The 22,470-nt window shown below is 70.8% G+C and carries 12 protein-coding genes; 5 read left to right on the top strand and 7 right to left on the bottom strand.

The window, feature by feature from the left end; genetic code table 11:
* Positions 1-8,616 (top strand): non-ribosomal peptide synthetase (locus tag A5680_RS17250; protein WP_156675154.1); only part of this gene is annotated, 8,616 nt, incomplete at its 5' end.
* Here the strand turns inward: A5680_RS17250 and A5680_RS17245 are convergent.
* Positions 8,617-8,922, bottom strand: coding sequence for a DUF732 domain-containing protein (locus A5680_RS17245; RefSeq protein ID WP_231977645.1), 306 nt, complete (start codon positions 8,920-8,922; stop codon positions 8,617-8,619). It abuts the gene before it with no gap.
* Between the two features lie 460 nt (positions 8,923-9,382).
* Here A5680_RS17245 and A5680_RS17240 point away from each other — a divergent pair, with 460 nt between their 5' ends.
* The 4 genes from A5680_RS17240 (at position 9,383) to A5680_RS17225 (ending at position 16,801) form a co-directional block, all read left to right on the top strand.
* Complete coding sequence (locus A5680_RS17240; RefSeq protein ID WP_067821459.1) at positions 9,383-11,188, top strand: N-acetylglutaminylglutamine amidotransferase; 1,806 nt, start codon at positions 9,383-9,385, stop codon at positions 11,186-11,188.
* Positions 11,185-12,978 carry an N-acetylglutaminylglutamine synthetase gene (gene ngg / locus A5680_RS17235; protein ID WP_055405224.1) on the top strand — a complete coding sequence of 598 codons (1,794 nt, stop codon included), beginning with the start codon at positions 11,185-11,187 and terminating at the stop codon, positions 12,976-12,978. The genes A5680_RS17240 and ngg overlap by 4 nt, the downstream gene beginning before the upstream one ends.
* Before the next feature lie 58 nt (positions 12,979-13,036).
* Positions 13,037-14,518 carry an MFS transporter gene (locus A5680_RS17230; protein ID WP_055405760.1) on the top strand — a complete coding sequence of 494 codons (1,482 nt, stop codon included), beginning with the start codon at positions 13,037-13,039 and terminating at the stop codon, positions 14,516-14,518.
* A 105-nt stretch (positions 14,519-14,623) separates the two neighbouring features.
* The gene (locus A5680_RS17225) at positions 14,624-16,801 is read left to right on the top strand and encodes a glutamine synthetase III (RefSeq protein ID WP_067821456.1); all 2,178 of its coding nucleotides are present in this window, start codon (positions 14,624-14,626) and stop codon (positions 16,799-16,801) included.
* Positions 16,802-16,804: 3 nt separating this feature from the next.
* On the opposite strand, the gene A5680_RS17220 is transcribed toward A5680_RS17225, so the two are convergent.
* The 6 genes from A5680_RS17220 to A5680_RS17195 form a co-directional block, all read right to left on the bottom strand.
* Positions 16,805-18,310 carry a serine/threonine-protein kinase gene (locus A5680_RS17220; RefSeq protein ID WP_067821453.1) on the bottom strand — a complete coding sequence of 502 codons (1,506 nt, stop codon included), beginning with the start codon at positions 18,308-18,310 and terminating at the stop codon, positions 16,805-16,807.
* A 28-nt stretch (positions 18,311-18,338) separates the two neighbouring features.
* Positions 18,339-19,166, bottom strand: coding sequence for a DUF1707 domain-containing protein (locus A5680_RS17215; protein ID WP_067821450.1), 828 nt, complete (start codon positions 19,164-19,166; stop codon positions 18,339-18,341).
* On the bottom strand, positions 19,163-20,932 hold the full coding sequence (locus A5680_RS17210; protein ID WP_067821447.1) for a serine/threonine protein kinase PknE: 1,770 nt from the start codon (positions 20,930-20,932) through the stop codon (positions 19,163-19,165). Before A5680_RS17210 ends, A5680_RS17215 begins: the two co-directional genes overlap by 4 nt.
* 99 nt (positions 20,933-21,031) lie before the next feature.
* A complete protein-coding gene (locus A5680_RS17205) occupies positions 21,032-21,367 on the bottom strand; it encodes a hypothetical protein (RefSeq protein WP_055403647.1) in 336 nt (111 codons plus the stop codon).
* 145 nt (positions 21,368-21,512) lie between these two features.
* Positions 21,513-22,193, bottom strand: coding sequence for a pyrimidine reductase family protein (locus tag A5680_RS17200; RefSeq protein ID WP_082970405.1), 681 nt, complete (start codon positions 22,191-22,193; stop codon positions 21,513-21,515).
* A 2-nt stretch (positions 22,194-22,195) separates the two neighbouring features.
* On the bottom strand, positions 22,196-22,470 hold a 275-nt coding region (locus A5680_RS17195; RefSeq protein WP_197499804.1), incomplete at its 5' end, for a flavin reductase family protein.

The raw sequence follows: 22,470 nt of genomic DNA, 5'->3' as shown, positions 1-22,470 counted from the left end.
GCCCCCACCAATGCCGTCGAGGAGATCCTCGCCGGCATCTACGCCCAAGTCCTCGGCGTCGAGCGCGTCGGCATCGACCAATCCTTCTTCGACCTCGGCGGCGACAGCATTTCGGCGATGCGCCTCATCGCGGCCGTCAACACCGACCTGGACGAATACCTTTCGGTGCGCGCCATTTTCGAGGCGCCCACGGTCGCGCAGCTGGCGCCCCGGATCGGGGAAGCCGGGGGTGGCCTGGAGCCCTTGACTGCCGGCCCCCGGCCCGCCGTGGTTCCGCTGTCGTTCGCTCAGAGCCGGCTGTGGTTCCTCGACCAATTGCAAGGCCCGTCACCGGTTTACAACATGGCGGCGGCCATGCGGCTGCGCGGCCGGCTCGACGCCCCGGCCCTCGGCGCGGCGCTGGCCGACGTCGTCGCCCGCCACGAGAGCCTGCGGACCGTGTTCACCGCACCCGAGGGAACCCCGCAGCAGGTGGTCATCCCCGCGGAGCAGGCCGAGTTCGGCTGGCAGGTCATCGACGCCGTCGGCTGGTCGCCGAGCCGGCTGGACGGGGCCGTCAGGGCCGCGGCCCGCGAGACCTTCGACCTGGCGACCGATATCCCGTTGCGCGGCTGGCTGTTCCGCGTCGCGGACGACGAACACGTGCTGGTCGCCGTGGTGCACCACATCGCCGCCGACGGCTGGTCGTTGCGGCCCTTGGCCGCCGACCTGGGGATCGCGTACGCCAGCCGGTGCGCGGGCGAGGCGCCCCGTTGGGCCGAATTGCCCGTCCAGTACGTGGATTACACGCTGTGGCAGCGCGCCCAGTTCGGTGATCTGAAGGATCGCGGCAGTCGCATCGCCGCGCAGCTGGCCTACTGGGAAAAGACGCTGGCCGGCATGCCGGAGCGGTTGCAACTGCCCACCGACCGGCCCTACCCCCAGGTCGCGGACCAGCGCGGGGCCACGGTGGCCATCGACTGGCCGGCGGATCTGCAGCAGCAGGTCGCCGCGGTGGCACGCGAACACAACGCGACCAGCTTCATGGTGGTGCAGGCCGCCCTGGCGGTGCTGCTGTCCAAGGTCAGCGCGAGTACCGATGTGGCCGTTGGCTTCCCGATCGCCGGGCGGCGCGACCCCGCGCTCGACGACCTGGTCGGATTCTTCGTCAACACCCTGGTGCTGCGGGTCGACGTAACCGGAGACCCCACCTTCGCCGAGCTGCTGGACCGGGTCCGCGCGCGCAGCCTGGAGGCGTTCGAGCATCAGGACGTGCCCTTCGAGGTGCTGGTGGAGCGGGTCAACCCGACCCGAAGCCTGACCCATCACCCGCTGATCCAGGTGATGCTGGCGTGGCAGAACTTCGGGGGACAGGACAACGACGCCGCGACCGGGCTGGCGCTGGGTGACGTTCGGGTCAGCTCGATACCGCTGGACACCCAGGTCGCCCGCATGGACCTGACGTTCTCGCTGGCCGAGCGCTGGACCGAGGCGGGCGAGCCCGCCGGGATCGGCGGGCGGGTGGAGTTCCGCACCGACGTGTTCGACGCGGCCAGCATCGAGACGCTGGTCGCCCGCCTGCAGCGGGTGCTGACGACGATGACCACCGATCCCGCCCGTTCGGTGTCGTCGGTCGACCTGCTCGACGCGGTCGAGCACGTCCGGCTGGACGAGATCGGCAACCGGGCGGCGCTGACCGCGCCGAAGGCCGCGCCGGTGTCGATCCCCGAGTCCTTCGCCGCCCAGGTGACCCGCACGCCGGACGCTCCGGCGCTGGGCTGGGGCACCCGCGAGTGGACGTATCGCGAGCTCGACGAGTCGTCGAATCGGTTGGCGCACTTGCTCATCGAGTACGGCGCCGGCCCGGGACACACCGTCGCCCTGCTCTTCGACCGATCCGCCGAGGCGATCGTGTCCATCCTGGCGGTGCTCAAGACCGGGGCGGCCTACCTGCCCATCGACCCCGCGCACCCCGCGGCCCGCATCGGCTTCATGCTCGCCGACGCCGCGCCCGTCGCGGCGATCACCACCGCCGAGCTGGCCGACCGGCTGGGCGAGCACGACGTGCCCGTCATCGACGCCGACGGCCCGGCCGTCACCACCCGGCCCGCGGCGGCGTTGCCGGCACCCAGCGCCGAGGACATCGCCTACCTGATCTACACGTCGGGGACCACCGGGGTGCCCAAAGGCGTTGCGGTGAGCCACCGCAGCGTGACCCAGCTGATCGCGTCCGCGGACGCGAACCTGCCGGACGGCGGGGTGTGGTCGCAGTGGCACTCCTACGGCTTCGACGTCTCGGTGTGGGAGATCTTCGGCGCGCTGTTGCGCGGCGGGCGGCTGGTGGTGGTGCCCGACGCGGTGGTGCGGTCCCCGGAGGACCTGCACGCCCTGCTGATCGCCGAGCGGGTCAGCGTGCTGAGCCAAACCCCCTCTGCCGCAGCCATGTTGGACCCGGAGGGGTTGGAGTCCGCCGCGCTGGTGGTGGCTGGCGAGGCCTGCCCGACCGAGCTGGTGGACCGGTGGGCGCCGGGGCGCGTGATGATCAACGCCTACGGACCGACCGAGGCCACGGTGTACGCGGCGATCAGCGCGCCGCTGAGGGCGGGCGACGGCGTGGTTCCGATCGGGTCGCCGGTGGCCGGGGCGGCGTTGTTCGTGCTGGACGACTCCCTGCGGCCGTTGCCGCCCGGCGTGGTCGGCGAGCTGTACGTGGCCGGCGCCGGGCTCGCCCGCGGGTATTGGCGACGGGCGGCGCTGACCGCGTCGCGGTTCGTCGCCTGCCCGTTCGGCGGGCCCGGGGCGCGCATGTACCGCACCGGCGACCTGGTGTGCTGGGGCGCGGACGGGCAGCTGCAATACCTAGGTCGGGCCGACGCGCAGGTCAAGATCCGCGGCTACCGCATCGAACTCGGCGAGATCCAGGCGGCGGTGGCCGACCTGGATGGCGTGCGGCAGGCGGCGGTCATCGCCCGCGAGGACCGACCCGGGGACAAGCGGCTGGTCGGCTACGTCACCGGGTCGGCGGAACCCGCCGAGGTGCGCGCCCGGCTGGCCGACCGCCTCCCCGCGTACATGGTTCCGGCGGCGGTGGTGGCGCTCGACGCGCTGCCGCTGACGCCCAACGGCAAGCTCGACAGCCGCGCGCTCCCGGCGCCCGAGTACCGCGACGCCGAGCGCTACCGCGCCCCGAGCACCCCGGCCGAGGAGGTCCTGGCCGGCATCTACGCGCAGGTGCTCGGGGTCGAGCGGGTGGGCGTGGACGACTCCTTCTTCGACCTGGGCGGCGACAGCATCTCGTCGATGCAGGTGGTGACGCGCGCCCGCGCCGCCGGCCTGACGTGCCGGACGCGCGACATCTTCGTCGAACAGACGGTGGCCCGGTTGGCCCGCGTGGTCGGGGTGGCCGACGGCGACGCCGGCGTGACCGACGAGGGCACCGGGGACCTGCCCGCGACGCCGATCATCCGCTGGCTGCAGGGAGTGGACGGTCCCGTCGACCAGTTCAACCAGACGATGGTCGTCGAGGCCCCCGCCGGGGTCGGGGAGGCCGACGCGGTGGCGGTGTTGCAGGCCCTGCTCGACCGGCACGCCATGCTGCGGCTGCGCGTCGACGCGAACTGGTCCCTGACGGTGCCGGAGGCCGGCGCCGTGCGCGCCGCCGACAACCTGCGCGCGGTCGACGCGCTGTCCGACGCGTCGGTGGCGGCGGCGCGGTCGCGGCTGAGCCCGGCCGACGGGGTGATGCTGAGCGCGCTGTGGGTCAGCTCCACCCGCCAGTTGGTGCTGATCATCCACCACCTGGCTGTCGACGGCGTCTCCTGGCGAATCCTGTTGGAGGACTTGAACATTGCCTGGGCGCAGCGCAGTGGCGGGCAGCCGGTGGCGCTGCCGCCGGGCGGCACGTCGTTCGCCCGCTGGGCCGCGCTCCTGGACGAGCACGCGCACGCCCCGGCCGTCGTCGAGCGGGCCGACGCCTGGAGGCGCATCGCGGCGGCCCCGCCCGCGCTGCCGGCGGTGCGCCCCGACACGGACACGTACGAGACCGCCGAGCACCTCTCGGTGCGGCTCGACGTGGAGACCACCCGCACGCTGCTCGGCGAGGCGCCGGCCGCCTTCCACGCCGGCGTCAACGACATCCTGTTGATCGGTTACGCGCTGGCGTGGGCCGAGTTCTTGGGCCCCGACCTTCCTGGCGGGGCGCCGGTCGGCATCGACGTCGAGGGTCACGGGCGGCACGAGGAACTGGCCGCCGGCGTGGACCTGTCGCGCACCGTCGGCTGGTTCACCACCAAGTACCCGGTTGCCCTGGCGGTGGGCGAATTGCCTTGGGCGCAAGTGGTTTCCGGTGACCCGGCGCTGGGGGAGGTGCTCAAGGCGGCCAAGGAGCAGCTGCGCGGCATGCCGGATCCGCTGACCTACGGGCTGCTGCGCTACCTGAACGCCGACGTCGACCTGGACGGCTCCGACCCGCCGATCGGCTTCAACTACCTGGGCCGGCTGGGCGGCGCCGCGGCCGAGATGTCGGACGAGCTGTGGCGCATCTGCAGGGACGGCTCGGCCGTCACCGCGACCAGCACGGCGGTCCCCATGCCGCTGATGCACACCGTCGACCTCAACGCGGGAACCGCCGACGGCGAGGCCGGCCCGCAGCTGCACGCCAACTGGACGTGGGCGCCCTCGGCGCTGGACCGCGAGCAGGTCACTCGGCTGAGCCGGCTCTGGTTCGAGGCGCTGACCGGCATCTGCGCCCACGTGCGCGGCGGCGGCGGGGGGCTGACCCCGTCGGACATCCTGCCCGCCCGGCTGGACCAGCGACAGATCGACGAGCTCGAGCGCCTCGACGCCGTCGCCGACGTGCTGCCGTTGACCCCCCTGCAGCAGGGCCTGCTCTTCCACGCCACCACCACGCGGGCGAGCCACGACGACCTGTACGTGGTGCAGCTGGACATCGGCGTCACCGGCCCGCTCGACCCCGACCGGCTGCGCGAGGCGGTGCAAGCGGTGGTGGAGCGGCACCCGCACCTGGTGGCCCGATTCCGCGACCAGTTCGACGAACCGGTGCAGGTCATCCCCGCCAAGCCGGTGATGGCGTGGCGGTACCTGGAGCTCCGGGGCGCCGACGAGCGCGTGCAGAAACTCTGCGCCGCCGAGCGCGCCGCGGTCTACGACCTGGCCGACCGGCCCGCGTTCCGGGTGGCCATGATTCGCACGGCCGAGAACCGGCACCGGCTGGTGCTCACGATTCACCACATCGTGCTGGACGGCTGGTCGGTGCCGATCCTGGTGAACGAGACCTTCGCCAGCCTCACCGGGCAGCGGTTGGCCCCGCCCGCGCCCTATCGCCGGTTCGTCACCTGGCTGGCCGGGCGCGACCTCGACGCCGCGAGGGCGGCGTGGGGCCAGGTGCTCGCCGGCTTCGACACCCCGACGCTGGTCGGACCGCCGACCAAGCTGGAGCCGGGCGCCCGGGGCCTCACGACGTTCGCGGTGCCCGCCGAGACCACCGCCGCGCTCGCCGAGCTGGCCCGGTCCTGCCAGACCACGGTCAGCACCGTGCTGCAGGCCGCGTGGGCGCAGCTGCTGACCTGGCTGACCGGCAACTACGACGTCGCGTTCGGCACCACCGTCTCCGGCCGGTCGGCCGAGGTGGCGGGCGCCGAATCGATGGTCGGCCTGCTGATCAACACGATCCCGGTGCGCGCCCGCATCACGCCCGCCACCACCACCCGGGAGCTGCTGGACCAGTTGCAGGGCGCGCACAACGAGACGCTCGACCACGAACACCTGTCGCTGAGCGAAATCCACCGGATGACCGGCCACGAACGGCTTTTCGACACGCTGTTCGGCTACGAGAACTATCCGCTGGAAACCTCGGCGATGGCGGTCAACCACGAGCTGTCCATCACCGACTTCAACATGTTCGAGCGCAACCATTACCCGTTGACGATGCAGGCCGCCCTGTCCGGCGACCGGCTCGGACTCCGGGTGGAATACGACGCGGGATTGTTCGACGCGGGCACTATCGACGCGCTGACCGAGCGGCTGCAGCGGGTGTTGGTGGCGATGACCACCGACCCCGCCCGGCGGCTCTCCGCGGTCGACCTGCTGGACGCCCCGGAGCACACGCACCTGGACGGGATCGGCAACCGGGCGGTGCTGGCCCGGCCGGCCCCCACCCCGGTCTCGATCCCGGAGATGTTCGGCGCGCAGGTCGCCCGCCGGCCCGACGCCCTCGCGGTCGGCTGGGACGACCTGTCCCTGACGTACCGCGAGCTGGACGACGCGGCGAACCGGCTGGCGCACCTGCTGGTCGCCGAGGGCGCGGGCCCGGGACAGTCGGTGGCCCTGCTGTTTTCCCGCTCGGCGCAGGCGATCGTGGCGATCCTGGCGGTGCTCAAGACGGGAGCGGCGTACCTGCCGATCGACCCGGCGGCCCCGGCCGCCCGGATCCGGTTCATGCTCACCGACGCCGCGCCGATCGCCGCCATCACCACCGAAGGGTTGCGCTCGCGGCTGGACGGGCGCGACGTCCGGGTCATCGACATCGAGGACGCGCGGATCGCGGGCTACCCGCACACCGCGTTGCCGGCGCCCCCGGCGGACGGCGTCGCCTATCTCATCTACACCTCCGGGACCACCGGCGTGCCCAAGGGCGTGGCGGTCACCCACCAGAACGTGACCCGGCTGATCGGCTCGCTCGACGCCGGCCTGCCGTCCCCCGGCGTGTGGACGCAGTGCCATTCGTACGCCTTCGACGTGTCGGTGTGGGAGATCTTCGCCCCGCTGCTGCGCGGCGGGCGCGTGGTCGTGGTGCCCGAGTCGGTGGTGCGCTCACCGCGGGACTTCCGCGCCCTGCTGGTCGACGAAGGGGTCAGCGTCCTGACCCAGACCCCGTCGGCGGTCGCGGCGCTGGACCCGGCCGGTCTCGACGGGTTGGCGCTGGTGATGGCCGGTGAGGCCTGCCCCGCCGAGGTCGTCGACCGCTGGGCGCCGGGGCGGGTGATGGTCAACGCCTACGGCCCCACCGAGACCACGATGTGCGTGGCGATCAGCGCCCCGCTGGCGGCGGGCTCGGGCGTGCCGCCGATCGGCTCGCCGGTGGCGGGCGCGGCGCTGTTCGTGCTCGACGCCTGGCTGCGGCCGGTGCCGCCCGGGGTGGTCGGCGAACTCTACGTGGCCGGCACCGGCGTGGCCGCCGGCTATGCCGGGCGGGCCGGGCTGACCGGGTCGCGGTTCGTCGCCTGCCCGTTCGGCGGGCCCGGGGCGCGGATGTACCGCACCGGCGACCTGGTGTGCTGGGGCGCGGACGGGCAGCTGCAATACCTGGGCCGCGCCGACGAGCAGGTCAAGATCCGCGGCTACCGCATCGAACTCGGTGAGGTCCAGGCGGCGCTGGCCCGGTTGGACGGCGTCGAGCAGGCGGTGGTGATCGCCCGCGAGGACCGCCCCGGAGACAAGCGGCTGGTCGGCTACATCACCGGAACGGCCGACCCCGCCGAGGCCCGCACCGCGCTGGCCGGGCGGCTGCCGGTGTACATGGTGCCCGCCGCCGTGCTGGGGCTCGACGCCCTGCCGCTCACGCCCAACGGCAAACTCGACACCCGCGCCCTGCCCCCGCCCGAGTACGCCGGCCGCGGATACCGGGCGCCGTCGAACGCGACCGAGGAGATCCTGGCCGGCACCTTCGCCCGGGTGCTCGGCGTCGAGCGGGTGGGCGTGGACGACTCCTTCTTCGACCTGGGCGGCGACAGCATCTCGGCGATGCGGTTGATCGCCACGCTCAACGCCGACCTGTCCGTCGACCTCGCGGTGCGCACCCTGTTCGACGCGCCCACCGTGCGAAGCCTGAGCCAGCGGCTCGTCACGGACTCCGGCGCCACCCCGGACGTCGTGCCGGTGCAGACCCTGAAGCGCGGCGCCGGCATTCCGGTGTTCTGCATCCACCCCGCGGGCGGCGTCAGCTGGCCGTACCAGGTGCTCGGCAACTACCTGGACTGCCCGATCATCGGGATACAACAGGTGCCGGAAGCCGCAGAAAGCGAAGCCCGGTCAATCCGGGAGCTGGCGGAAACCTACGCCGACAGGCTGCAGCGGGTGTACCCGTCCGGGCCCTACAACCTGCTCGGCTGGTCGTTTGGCGGCGTCGTCGCCCACGAGGTCGCGATCGCGCTGCAGCGCCGCGGGTGCGATGTCGCCCGCCTCATCCTGCTCGACGCCCAGCCCGCCGTCGGCGACGGCGTCGTCCTGCCGGACGCGCTGGCCGAACACCACCCGGACGCCTCGCGATCCAGGCGGCTCGTCGACCTGCTCACCGACAACGCCCGCAAGAACGCCGCCTGGTACCGGGCGCACCGACCCGGGGTGTTGCGCGGCAACATCACCGTCTTCGCCGCCACGGCGGACGGCGGCGACCGCGCCGCGTTCCTGGCGTCCTCCTGGCGGCCGTACGTGTCCGGCGAGATCCTGACCTACTCGATCGAGTGCGCGCACGACGACATGCTGGCCAACGATTCGGTGGGGCTGTACGGGCAGCGGCTCAGGCATCTCCTCGTCCTCGCCGAACGGCGGCTCGAATTGGCCCACGATGGCCAACACGCGTCGCGGGACGACAAGCGTCCCGGGGAGCGGGCCGGCTGACTAGTTGCCGACGGCGGCTCTGTGCTGAGGGCAATAGGACGCCACCGAGGCGCCGAGCAGGTAGCCGGCCTCGTGTGCCGACAGGTCCGTGGCCCGCACGACATTCAGCACCAGCGAGGTCGGCGTCTTGCCCTTGTCGAGCCCGGCGCACATGTTGTGCCCGGCGGCGATCGCGGCCCCGCGATCGGTGAAGACGATCCCGCTGCGCTGAATCTCCGCGATGAACGCGTCATCGTGTTGATCGGCGGACGCGGGCGCCGCGAAAAGCAATCCGCCCCCCGCAAGCATCACCGCGCCGACAATCACTCGCGTCAAGGTCTTCCTCAAAGTGGCCACCGCACTCCCTGCCATAACGGTGGCTGAACATTAACCAGAACCGAGGCACCCTTCTCGCCGGCGTTGATCGCGCCACCTCACACAAATCGGCCCCACTCGGCCGGGAAAATGGGTGGTCACCCCCGGACGGCGCCCGGGTCCGGGCCGGCGGCGGGGCGTCGAAAAGGGTTGCGCCGCCTGCGGTCCCATTCACCGGCGGCGCTCCGCGCGTCTCGGCGACCAGACAACCCGCTCGGGACGGACGGCGACGGCCGGACCGCCCGGCCGTGAACGGCGAGAGCAGAGCGCAACCAAGATTTAACAGGCGCGGTGTAACCCGCCGGCGGCATCCGCTTTGCCGCCGATACCGCCGCGGACCGGACCGCCGCACCGACGCATTTCACAGTGGCCGTTAGGGCGCGCCGCGACCGCCTTCGGTATGGTCCAAGGAGTGTGCGGAGTCACCGGGGAGGTACGGCTCGACGGGCGGGTCCCCGACGTAGCAGCGGTGTCCGCAATGGCCGCCGTGATGGCCCCGAGGGGTCCCGATGCGTCGGGCGCCTGGTCGCAGGGGCGTGTCGCGCTCGGCCACCGCCGGCTCAAGATCATCGACCTGAGCGAGGCCGGCGCCCAGCCGATGGTCGATTCGGAACTGGGTCTGGCCATCGCCTTCAACGGCTGCATCTACAACTACAAGGAGCTGCGCCGCGAACTCAGCGGGCACGGCTTCCGGTTCTTCTCGCACAGTGACACCGAGGTGCTGCTCAAGGCCTACCGCCACTGGGGCGACGACTTCGTCAGCCACCTGCACGGCATGTTCGCCTTCGCCATCGTCGAACGCGACAGCGGCCGGGTGTTGCTCGGCCGCGACCGGCTCGGGATCAAGCCGCTCTACCTGACCGAGGACAGCCACCGGATCCGGTTCGCCTCGGCCCTGCCGGCGCTGCTGGCCGGCGGTGGTGTGGACACCCGCATCGACGCCCAGGCGTTGCACCACTACATGACGTTCCACTCGGTGGTCCCGGCGCCGCTGACCATCCTGCGGGGCGTCCGCAAGGTCCCACCCGCTTCGCTGATCGCCATCGAACCCGACGGCCGGCGCACCACCACCACCTACTGGACACCCGACTTCACCCGGCGCGCCGACCGCGCCGGCTGGTCGGAGAGCGATTGGGAAGAGGCGGTGCTGGACGCGCTTCGCGTCGCGGTCAAGCGCCGGCTGGTGGCCGACGTGCCGGTCGGCTGCCTGTTGTCCGGGGGCGTCGACTCCAGCCTGATCGTCGGCCTGCTCGCCGAGGCGGGCCAGCACGGCCTGATGACCTTCTCCATCGGCTTCGAGTCCGCCGGTGGCGTCGAGGGCGACGAGTTCCGGTGGTCCGACATCATCGCCCAGCGCTTCGAAACCGACCACCACCAGATCCGCATCGGAACGGACCGGATGCTGCCCGCGCTCGACGGCGCCATCGGCGCGATGAGCGAGCCGATGGTCAGCCACGACTGTGTTGCCTTCTACCTGCTCAGCCAGGAAGTGGCGCGCCACGTGAAGGTCGTGCAGTCCGGCCAGGGCGCCGACGAGGTGTTCGCCGGCTACCACTGGTACCCGCCGATGGGTTCGCCGGCCGCGGCGTCGCTGCAGGGTTCGGTGGCCGAATACCGCGGCGCCTTCTTCGATCGCGATTCGGCGGAGCTGGCGGGCCTGCTGGGCCCGGGCATCATGGCGGCGGACGACCCCAGCGAGCGCTTCGTCACCGAGCACTTCGCCCGGGCGGGCGCCGAGACGGGCGTCGACCGGGCGCTGCGGCTGGATACCACCGTGATGCTGGTGGACGACCCGGTGAAGCGCGTCGACAACATGACCATGGCCTGGGGCCTGGAGGGCCGGGTGCCGTTCCTGGATCACGAGTTGGTCGAGCTCGCGGCGACCTGCCCGCCGGAGCTCAAGATCGCCCACGAAGGCAAGGGCGTCCTCAAACAGGCGGCGCGGCGGGTGATTCCGTCGGCGGTCATCGACCGGCCCAAGGGATACTTCCCCGTTCCGGCGCTGACCCACCTCGAGGGCCCCTACCTCGACATGGTGCGCGACGCGCTCTATGCCCCAGTTGCCAAGGAGCGCGGCCTGTTTCGCACCGAGGCGGTCGACGCCCTGCTGGCCGACCCCAACGGCAAGCTGACCCCGTTGCGCGGCAACGAACTCTGGCAGATCGCCCTGCTCGAACTCTGGCTGCAGCGGCACGGCATTTCGGGCCCCGTGGCATGACCGTCATCGATCCCTCCGGCGACCACACCGAGGCGATCACACTCGGTCTGCACGACGCGTCACCGCCGGAGTTGGTCGAGGCGATGGCCAAGGATGTCGAGCTCGAATTGGGTTGGGGCCGACTAATTTTCGGGCAGACCTTCGCCGACGCCCACCAGCTGGTGGAGGCGCTGCGGCGGGAGGGGCCCGGGCGCCGCGACATCTGCATCTACGCGCGCGAATCCCACGTCGTGGTCGCCGAAGCGCCCACCGAGCTTTTCATCGACCCCAGCCACACCTATCGGCTGCGGTTCACCGAGTCCACCGCCGAGGAGCTGTCGGCCGCGCCGCTCGGCGTGACCGTGCGCACGCTGAACGACCCGGTCGACGCCGACGCGATGAACCGCGTCTACGTGCGTTGCGGAATGGTCCCGGCCGGCGTCGACGTCATCTGGAACAACCACCTGAATGTGCCGGCGGTGACCTATCTGCTGGCCGTGCGCGACGCCGACGGCGCGGTGGTGGGCACGGTGACCGGCGTCGACCACGAGCTGCTGTTCTCCGACCCGGAGCAGGGATCGAGCCTGTGGACCCTGGCCGTCGACCCCGCGGCCGGCCTCCCCGGCATCGGGGCGGCGCTGACCCGTGCCCTGGCCGAGCGCTTCCGCGACGCGGGCCGCGCCTACATGGACCTGTCCGTCGCGCACGACAACGCCGCCGCCATCGGCCTGTACGAGAAGCTCGGCTTCGTCCGCGTTCCGGTGCTGGCGATCAAGCGCAAGAACGCGATCAACGAGCCGCTGTTCAGCCCGCCGCCCGAGACGGTCGACGACCTCAACCCCTACGCCCGGATCATCGCCGACGAGGCGCTGCGTCGGGGCATCTGGGTCGAGGTGCTCGACGCCGAGACCGGCGAGATGCGGCTCACCCACGGCGGCCGCAGCGTCGTCACCCGCGAATCGCTGTCCGAATACACCTCGGCGGTGGCCATGTGCCGTTGCGACGACAAGCGCCTGACGCGCCGCCTGGTTTCGGAGGCCGGGATCACCGTGCCCCGCGCCCGGCTGGCCACCTTCGACGAGGGCGACTACAACTTCCTCACCGAGGTCGGCGAGGTGGTGGTGAAACCGACCCGCGGCGAGCAGGGGAAGGGCATCACGGTCGGCGTCACCGCCGACAACGGCCCCGAGGACCTGGCCGCCGCGCTGGCCCGCGCCCGCCAGCATTACCCGGACGTGCTGATCGAGCAGCGGGTGCAGGGCGACGACCTGCGGCTGGTGGTGATCGACGGCCGGGTGGTGGCGGCGGCGCTGCGGATGCCGCCCGAGATCATCGGCACGGGGGAGCACAGCATCCGCGACCTGATCGCGGCCGAAAGCCGGCGGCGATCGGCGGCCACCGGCGGCGAGTCCCGCATCCCGCTCGACGACCTCACCGAGGCGACGGTCGCCGAGGCGGGCTGGTCGCTGGACGACGTGCTGCCCCAGGGCAGCCGCCTGCGCGTGCGCCGCACCGCCAACCTGCACCAGGGCGGAACCATCCACGACGTCACCGCCGTGGTGAACCAGGAGCTGTGCCGGGTCGCGGTGACGGCGGCCGAGGCGATCGGCATCCCCGTGACGGGCATCGACCTGCTGGTGCCCGACGTCACCGGCGCCGAGTACGCCTTCATCGAGGCCAACGAGCGACCGGGGCTGGCCAACCACGAACCCCAGCCCACCGCCGCGGCTTTCATCGACTTCCTGTTCCCCGGCCACCCCGGCCAGCCGGCGGCCTGGACCCCCGAGGAGTCGCGCGCCGACCGCGGTTGATGCTTGCCTTGCGGCTCGTCTGGGTAATGCTGGGGAACGTCATTCGGATTGGAGCCAGATGAGCGGAAGCGTGCAAACCGGAACCATCACCACCCACGTGCCGGCGCGCCTGGACCGGCTGCCCTGGTCGCGGTTCCACTGGCGCGTCGTCATCGGGCTCGGCGGGGTGTGGATCCTCGACGGGCTCGAGGTCACGATGGTCGGCAACGTGTCCGCTCGCCTCACCGAGAAGGGCAGCGGCATCGACCTGAACGCGGCGCAGATCGGCATGGCCGCCGCGTTCTACATCGCCGGCGCGTGCCTGGGCGCGCTGTTCTTCGGCCACCTGACCGACCGCTTCGGCCGGCGCAATCTGTTCATGTTGACCCTCGCCGTGTACCTGGCCGCCACCGTCGCGACCGCATTCGCTTTCGCCCCTTGGTATTTCTTCGTCGCACGGTTCTTCACCGGCGCCGGCATCGGCGGCGAGTACGCCGCGATCAATTCGGCGATCGACGAGTTGATCCCCGCGCGCCTGCGCGGTCGCGTCGACCTCATCATCAACGGGACCTACTGGCTCGGGTCGGCGGCGGGAGCCGCCGGCGCCCTCGTCCTGCTCGACACGTCGAACTTCGCGCCCAACATCGGCTGGCGGCTCGCCTTCGGCGTGGGCGCCATCTTCGGCATCTTCGTGCTCCTGGTCCGGCGCAACGTCCCGGAAAGCCCGCGGTGGTTGTTCATCCACGGCCGCGACGAGGAGGCCGAGCGGGTGGTCGGCGAGATCGAGGAGGCGGTGGAGCGCGAAACCGGGGAGCCGCTGCCCGAGCCGCAGGGGCGCAAGCTCAGAATCCGCCAGCGGCAGACGATTTCGTTCCGGGAAATCGCCCGGGTGGCGTTCAAGCTCTACCCGCGGCGCGCGGTGCTCGGGCTGGCGCTGTTCACCGGGCAGGCGTTCCTCTACAACGGCGTGACGTTCAACCTGGGCACGCTGCTGAGCGGGTTCTACGGCGTGCCGTCGGGCAAGGTGCCGCTGTTCTTCATCCTCTGGGCGCTCAGCAATTTCGTCGGGCCGCTGGCGCTGGGCCACCTGTTCGACACCGTCGGCCGCAAGCCGATGATCACGGCCACCTACCTCGGGTCGGCGGTCGTGGCCGTGGTCCTCGCGGTCCTCTTCGTGACCCGGACCGGCGGCGTCTGGACGTTCATCGCCGTCCTCGCGGTCGCGTTCTTCCTGGCCTCGGCGGGCGCCAGCGCCGCCTACCTGACGGTCAGCGAGATCTTCCCGATGGAGACCAGGGCGCTGGCGATCGCGTTCTTCTACGCCGTGGGCACCGCGATCGGCGGCATCACCGGCCCGCTGCTGTTCGGGCAGCTGATCAATTCCGGGGAGCGCGGCCAGGTGATGTGGTCGTTCCTGACCGGCGCCGCGGTGATGGCGATCGCGGGCCTGGTCGAGCTGTGGCTCGGGATCGCGGCCGAGCGGCGCCCGCTCGAAGAGCTCGCGCTGCCGCTGACGGTCGACGAGGCCGGGGCCGACGACCGCGGCCCGTCTTCCGTTTGAAACCATCGCGGCGATACCGGTGACGCGGGCGTAACAATTCCGCCATCGAGAATTCCTAATGTGAGTCGGTCCACTAGACGGGGCCCCTCAGCGATAGGAATTCCATTGAGCGGTAATGCGGTGCGCCTTCAGGCGATCAACAATGTCGAGGCATACGTTCCCCCCGCGGTCAGCTTCGTCCCGGGCGAACTGCCGGGGGAGATCTTCGGCTCCAATGTCTTCACCAAGGCGGAGATGCAGGCGCGGCTGCCCAAGGCGGTGTACAAGTCCGTCGTGGCGACCATCGACAAGGGCGCCAAGCTGGACCCCGCGGTGGCCGACGCGGTCGCGGTCGCGATGAAGGATTGGGCGCTGGAGAAGGGCGCCACCCATTACGCGCACGTCTTCTACCCGATGACCGGGCTGACCGCCGAGAAGCACGACAGCTTCTTAGAACCCGTCTCCGACGGCCAGACCCTCGCCGAGTTCGCGGGCAAGACCCTGATCCAGGGTGAGCCAGACGCCTCCAGCTTCCCCTCGGGCGGGCTCCGCAGCACCTTCGAGGCGCGCGGCTACACCGGCTGGGACGTGACCAGCCCCGCCTACGTGCTGGAGAACCCGAACGGCAACACGCTCTGCATCCCAACGGTATTCGTGTCGATGACCGGTGAGGCGCTCGACTACAAGACGCCGCTGCTGCGCAGCCAGCAGGCGATGGGCGTCCACGCCGAACGCATTCTGACGCTGTTCGGCCACAAGGACCTCAACAAGGTGGTGTCCTTCTGCGGGCCGGAACAGGAGTACTTCCTGGTCGACCGGCACTTCTTCCTGGCGCGGCCGGACCTGATCAACGCCGGGCGGACCGTGTTCGGCGCCAAGCCGCCCAAGGGGCAGGAATTCGACGACCACTACTTCGGGTCGGTGCCCGAGCGGGTGCTCGGCTTCATGATGGACACCGAACGGGAGCTGTTCAAACTCGGCATCCCCGCCAAGACCCGGCACAACGAGGTCGCCCCCGGCCAGTTCGAGGTGGCGCCGATGTTCGAGCGCGCCAACATCGCGTCCGACCACCAGCAGCTGCTGATGACGGTGTTCAAGACGCTGGCGAAAAAGCATGGCATGGAATGCCTTTTCCACGAGAAGCCGTTCGCCGGTGTCAACGGCTCGGGCAAACACGTCAACTTCTCGGTGGGCAATGCGGAGCTGGGTTCGTTGCTGGTGCCGGGCGACACGCCGCACGAGAACGCCCAGTTCCTGGTGTTCTGCGCCGCGGTGATCCGCGCCGTGCACAAGTTCGGCGGGCTGCTTCGCGTGTCGGTCGCCTCCGCCACCAACGACCACCGGCTGGGCGCCAACGAGGCGCCGCCGGCGATCATCTCGATCTTCCTCGGCGAGCAGCTCGCCGACGTGTTCGAGCAGATCGCCAAGGGCGCGGCGACCTCGTCAAAGGGCAAGGGCACCATGATCATCGGCGTCGACACCCTGCCGCCGCTGCCGACCGATCCCGGCGACCGCAACCGGACCAGCCCCTTCGCGTTCACCGGAAACCGGTTCGAGTTCCGCGCGCCTGGATCGGGACAGACGGTCGCCGTGCCGATGATCGTCCTCAACACGATCATGGCCGACTCGTTCGACTACATCGCAACGACTTTGGAGCGGGCCGTCGAGGCCGGCGAGGATTTCGACGCGGCGGTGCAGAAGCTGCTCACCGAGATCATCACCGATCACGGCGCGGTGGTGTTCAACGGGGACGGCTATTCGGAGAACTGGCAGATCGAGGCCGCCGAGCGCGGGTTGCCCAACCTCAAGACGACGCTGGACGCTATTCCGGAACTCATCAAGCCCGAATCCGTCGAAGTCTTCGAGAAATATGGGGTTTTCAACGAACGCGAGCTGCACAGCCGCTACGAGGTCAGGCTGGAGCAGTACGCGCTGACCATCGGCGTCGAGGCGAAGTTGGCCCTGGAGATCGGGACGACGGTCATCCTGCCGGCGGCCCTGCGCTACCAGACAGAGCTGGCCCAGAACGTCGCCACGTTGAAGGCCGCCGGCCTGGAGCCGAACATCACTGCGCTGGAATCGGTGTCGGCCCCGCTCGCCGACCTCACCACCGCACTGGGGACCCTGACCGAGGCGCTGTCGCAGCATTCGGCGGAATCGGCGCTCGAGGAGGCCAAGCACGCGCAGGAGGCGCTGCTGCCGGCGATGGACGCGGTGCGCGCCGCCGCCGACGCGCTGGAAGGCGTTGTGGCCGACGACCTGTGGCCGCTGCCGACCTACCAGGAGATGCTCTACATCCTGTAGGGGTCAGCCGTAGGCGTCCCACCACGTGTGCAGGTCCTCGACGCTGGCCGGGTCGCCGGACACGTCGCTGAGCATGAGCTTCTCGTCGTTGGTCCAGATCACGTTCGGGTGATTGTTGTAGGTGCCGCAGGCGATCAGCCCGGCCATGTCGTTGGGCGTCTGGTCGTAGTGCCAGCTGACGGGCGAGCGCCCCTCGCCGGGGCAGTTCACCAGGCTGACGTTCGCGATGTCGTCGTTGAAGGCCTTCTTCAGCCGGTCGGGCGTCGCGAACAGCCCATAGGTGGCCCGGCTGGGGCCGCCGGGCTGGGTGTTCTGCCCGCAGGTCACCATCGCCACCGCGTGCACCCAGATGCTGCCCGACTCCGGGGTGGCGGGCGTGCACGTGCCGGCCAGGTAGCCGGGCGGGAGCAGGCTGATCAGCCGGGCCTGTTGGTCGTTGGGGGCGGCCGATGACGGCGGTGGGGTTTTCGCGACGGTGGCCTTGGCGTGCCGCTGGCCCGAGGGTTTGAGCGCCAGCCAGATCCCGACGGCGCCGACGGCGGCGACGGCCACCACGGCGGCGGCGACGATCGGCCAGCGGTGACGCCCGCGCGGCTCTGTCTGCTGCCCGAATTCGGCTGCGGGAGAGACGATTTCACTTTCCCGCAGGATCGTCTCGGCGCGTTCGCGCTCGGGGCTGCTGAGCGCCCTGTGCGCGGCGTCGGCCAGGGCGCCGGCGGTGGGGTAGCGCTCGATCGGATTCTTGGCCATGCCGCCGGCGACCACCGGGTCGAACGCCGGGCTCACGCCGGACCCGTGCTCGCTGGGCTTGGGAATGGGCTGCATCATGTGCGCGCTGATCAGCGTCGCGGTGCTGTCGCCGCGGTAGGGCGGTGCGCCGGTCAGGCATTCGTACAGCACGCAGGCCAGCGCGTAGACGTCGGCGCGGGGGGTTACCTCCTCGCTCGAAAACCGTTCGGGCGCCATGTATTTCATGGTGCCGACCGCGGTGCCCAGTTGGGTGAGTTTCTCGTCGGACGTCGCGCTGGCGATCCCGAAGTCGGCGAGGTAGGCGAAGTCGTCGCCGGTGATCAGGATGTTCTGCGGTTTGACGTCGCGGTGGGTCACGCCGGCGGCGTGTGCGGCGTCGAGGGCCGAGGCGATCTGGTGGATGATGGCCACCGCCCGCGGCGCCGGAAGCGGTCCGTCCCGTTCCAGCAGGCTGGCCAGATCGACGCCTTCGATGAGGCGCATCTCGAGATACAGTTGCCCGTCGATCTCGCCGTAATCGTGGATCGGGACCACGTGGGGCTCGAGCAGCCGGCCCGTGATGCGGGCCTCGCGTTCCATGCGTTTGCGGAACACCGGATCCTGGCTGAAGGTGTGCGACATCAGCTTCAGCGCCACCGTCCACTGCTTGACGGTGTGCTCGGCCTCGTAGACCTCGCCCATCCCGCCCCGGCCGAGCAGTCGCATCAGCCGGTAGGGGCCGAACATCGTCCCCACCCGCGAGCCCTGCGCGCCGGTCATCGCCTGACTCCCATCGCGATCAATCCCGTCAGCGGGCCGGGGGAGAGACCTGCGTGACGGTGCCGTCCGGGGCCAGCGCGATGGTGCCGGACAGGGCGCCGTCGGAGACGTTGATGCGCAGGTTCAGGCCGCCGTCCTTGCGCGACTCGATCGCCAGGAACACCCGGTTGGCGTCGTAAACGTGCAGGGTCTGGGGCGCTTGCTGCACGACGCCGACGACCGCTTGCACGTCGAACTTGCCGAGGTCGCCGACCGTCAAGCGGGAGGGCACGGAGCTTTTGGATCCCACGGTCGCCCAATTGCCGTCGCGGTAAAGCCACGTCACCAGCTTCTGGGCGTTCGCGGTGTCGGGTCGCTGGACCACGACCTGGTCCTGATAGATGTTCAGTTGGTAACCCAGTGTGTCGCCGAACTGGGCCCGCATTTGGGCCAGCACCCCGGTCACCCCGCTCAGCGACAACAGCTGCGGCGGCGGGGGTGTCGGGCTGGTGGTCGCGGCCGAGGGGGCGCTCGCCGCCGTGGCGGTGGACGTGGTCGACGACGCCGTCGGCGCCGAGCCGGTGTCGCGTTGCAGCGCCCAGGTGGTGCCGGCGCCGAGCAGCACGACGGCCACGGCCGCGGCGATCCAGACCCGGCGGTCGATCCGCGGTGGTGCCGCCGGCGAGACGGCGGGGTGCGCCTGCAGGTCGGTCACCAGCGATTGCAGCTCCCGCAGCGTCGTGGCCCGGGTGGCGGCGCTCACCCGTTCGCGGTGCTCTTCGGTGGACAGCTGGCCGTCACCGAGCGCCGCGTCGAGCAGCTGGCACGTCCGGTTGCGGTCGTCGTCGGTCGCCCTGATGTCATCGCTCATCGTCATCCGAGGAGCTTCGTCAGCCAGGTCGGGTCGGAATAGTTCACCGACGCGGTGCCGTCCCACACGAACGGGGTGGAGTTGGCGCCCAGCCCGGCCAGCGTCGCGTAACCGGCCGCGGATTTCGCCTTGCCCGAGCCGACGTCGTCTCCGGACTTGATACAGGTCATCACCTCGGCGTCAGCGCCCACGGTCTTGGCCAGTTGCGCCAGTTCGCCGTCGGTGCGGTCCTCCGCGGCGTCCTCGGCCGGCTGGAAGTTGCTGGCGAACAAGCCCGAATAGAAGTCGGTGTACAGCTTCGGGTCGTTTTGCGCGGCAACGCAGTACGACGCCGCCACGGCCCGCGTCGAGTAGTTCTTGCTGTGCGACTTGTCGTCGAGAAAGTCGAGCAGGTGGTAGCGCACCGCGAGCTTCTTGTTGTTCACGGCGGTTTCGATGTCCCCCGCGTTCGACCGGATGAAGCTTCCGCACGGCGGGCAGATGGGTTCGTTGAAGATGTCGATCGTCGTCGCGGCCGCCGAGCTGCCGACGAACACGCCGTCGTCGAGGACGCGGAGCGCGACGGCGTCCGCCGGTGGCGGTGGTTTGGTCGGCGTCGTCGTCGGCGCCGACGGTTCCCACGGCCGCACGACGGCGAGGACCACGCCGACGATGGCCACCAGGGCGACGCCGGCGGCGCCGGCCCACAGCCAGGGCTTCCTGCTCGGCCGCGGCGGTTGGCCCCACGGCGTCCCGGTGGTGGCGGGCCCCCAGGTGGGGGAGCCGCCCCAGCCCGTCGGCTGGGGCACCGGGGGCGTCGGCGCCCACATCGGGCCGGACGACGGGGCGTACGCGGGCGGAGCCTGGGGGGCCCCCGAGGGCCGCTGTTCGGCGGGCGCGGCCGGCACCCGCGCGACCTGGCTGCGCTGCAGGATGTCGGTGGCCCGGTCCTGGTCCGGCTCGGCCAGTGCCGCGTACGCCGCCGACGACAGGTCCCCGCAGGTGGCGTAGCGATCCGCGGGGTCCTTGGCCATGCCGCGGGCGATCACCCCGTCGAAGGCCGCGGGGATGCCGGGCCGCGCGGCGCTGGGCTTGGGGATCGCCTGGTGCAGGTGGGCGCCCATCACGCTGATCTGGTCGCCGGTGTAGGGCGGGGACCCGGTCAGGCATTCGTACAAGACGCAGGCCAGCGCGTAGATGTCGGCCCGCTGGGTCACCTCGGAGTCGCTGAACCGCTCCGGGGCCATGTACTTGACCGTGCCCACCGTGGTGCCGATCTGCGTCAGCTTCTCGTCTGCGGTGGCACTGGCGATCCCGAAGTCGACCAGGTAGGCGAAGTCCTCGCCGCTCACCAGGATGTTCTCCGGCTTCACGTCGCGATGCAGGACCCCGGCGGCGTGGGCGGCGTCCAGCGCCGAGCCGATCTGGCGCACGATCGCCACCGCCCGGGGCGGGGCGAGCGGCCCATACCGGCTCAGCATCGAGGCCAGGTCTTTGCCGTCGATCAGGCGCATGTCGACGTAGAGCTGGCCGTCGATTTCGCCGAAGTCGTGGATCGGGACGACGTGGGGTTCCTGCAGCCGGCCCGCGGTGCGGGCCTCGCGCTGCATGCGGGAGCGGAAGACCGGGTCGTTGGACAGCGTCTGCGACATCAGCTTGAGCGCGACGGTGCGCTCCCGGACCGTGTCCTCCGCCTCGTAGACGTCGCCCATGCCGCCGCGGCCGATCAGCCGCCGCAGCCGATAGGGCCCGAACTGCGAACCCTCCCGCGTATCCGCGGTCGTGTCACCCATCCCGACTCCTCAGTCACCGACCGTGCGCAGGCATAAGGCTAAGGTTTCGCCGGCCGGAGGGCACGACGAATAGCGAAAGCCAGCCAGTTGGGCAAGCGATTAATCGTCGTCACCGGTGGTGCGTTCGCGCAGCCCCTCGCGTGACAGCGCCCGGACGAATCCGAACGCCTGCATCCCGGCGGGGCCGGGGTTTTCGGTGATCCAGTCGTTGATCCTGCCCAGTGCGTTCGCCAGATCGTCACGCTTGACGCGGATGAGATAGGTCATTCTGTCGTCGTCCGGATCGTCGAGGGATTCGGCGACGGCGACGGGATTCTTGAAGGCGTACGCGATCCCGTGCACGGCGTCGTGGTTGAGCGCCCATTGAACTTCGCTGGGCCGCAGCCGGTTCACCGCCAGATTGCGGTAGTCGTGGTCGTCTTTTGCGCTGCTCACCTGGCCGATATTCCTCCTCTGTGTGGCTCGAGAAAGTGGACGGCGATGAACTGAAGACGATGCCGCGCAGGCGATTCGATACGCGCACGCAACCGGGCATTTCCATCATAGGAAGCGGTGTGGTCGGCTGCATGTCGAGCGGAATTCAGCGGCGATATTTCAAGAACACGTAGTCTTCGCAAGCCAGCGCGTGCTCGAGGCGCATCGCCACCGGCGCGGGCAGCGGCGACGGGGTGGGCCGGTGGCCCGCGGGCTGGCTCGCGGCGAGTTTGGGGGCCAGCGTCACGCAGATCTCCGCGACGGCGTCGGCTTCCACCAGCTCGTCCAGCACGGTCGGACCGCCCTCGCACAGGATGCGGTGCATGCCCTGTTCGCGCAGCAGGGCGACGGCGCGCGCCACGTCGACGGAGTCCTCGCCGGCCACCAGGAGCCGTCGGCCGGCGTCGTCGCGCGCGGCCGCGGCGCGCGCGCAGGTGACCACGATCGGGGGCTGCTCGGGGCGGCTGAACAGCCTTTCGGGGAGCCGGCCGCTGCGGCTGATCACCGCGATCGGGGGCGGCACGGTTCGTTCCGAATCGGTGAGCCGCACCGGGCCGTAGTTCTCGGCGCGCGCGGTGCCGGCGCCCACCAGGACGACGTCGGCGAAGCCGCGCAGGATCCTCAGCAGCTGTTGGTCGGTGGGGCACGACAGCGGGCCGGCCCGGCCGGCGAACGCGGCGGCGCCGTCGGCGCTGAAGATCATGTTGGCCCGCACGCCCTGCGGCGGATCGGCGTAGAACGACGCGAGCTCGGTGATGCCGGCGACGGTGCCCACCCGGGGGATCACCGCTACGCCTCGTGGCCGGGTTCGAGGTGCCGGACGTCGCCGAAGGACACCCAGCTCTCCAGTTCGCGCGGCGGGCTGCCGTCGACGGGCGCGAGCAGATGCCCGACGTGGTCGCCCAGCGAGAAACGCTCGAGGATCTCGCCGACGAACCAGGCCGCCGCGTCGTCGAGGATGGGCAGCTGCGCCGGGCCGGTGTGCCACGAGCAGCGGTCGAACTTATCGGTCGTGTCGCCGGTCTGGGTGCCGAACAGCTCCACGGTGTCCAGGTGGTCGTGGT

It is taken from the genome of Mycobacterium sp. E2989, assembly GCF_001667595.1.
Lineage (GTDB): Bacteria > Actinomycetota > Actinomycetes > Mycobacteriales > Mycobacteriaceae > Mycobacterium.
This window is presented reverse-complemented; position numbering and strand designations above follow the sequence as displayed.

Bases quoted from the DNA above. Each gene is read 5' to 3' on its own strand.
- ngg (WP_055405224.1), top strand. From the start codon at position 11,185: ATGACCGTCATCGATCCCTCCGGCGACCACACCGAGGCGATCACACTC.
- A5680_RS17230 (WP_055405760.1), top strand. From the start codon at position 13,037: ATGAGCGGAAGCGTGCAAACCGGAACCATCACCACCCACGTGCCGGCG.
- A5680_RS17220 (WP_067821453.1), bottom strand. From the start codon at position 18,310: ATGACCGGCGCGCAGGGCTCGCGGGTGGGGACGATGTTCGGCCCCTAC.
- A5680_RS17215 (WP_067821450.1), bottom strand. From the start codon at position 19,166: ATGACGATGAGCGATGACATCAGGGCGACCGACGACGACCGCAACCGG.
- A5680_RS17210 (WP_067821447.1), bottom strand. From the start codon at position 20,932: ATGGGTGACACGACCGCGGATACGCGGGAGGGTTCGCAGTTCGGGCCC.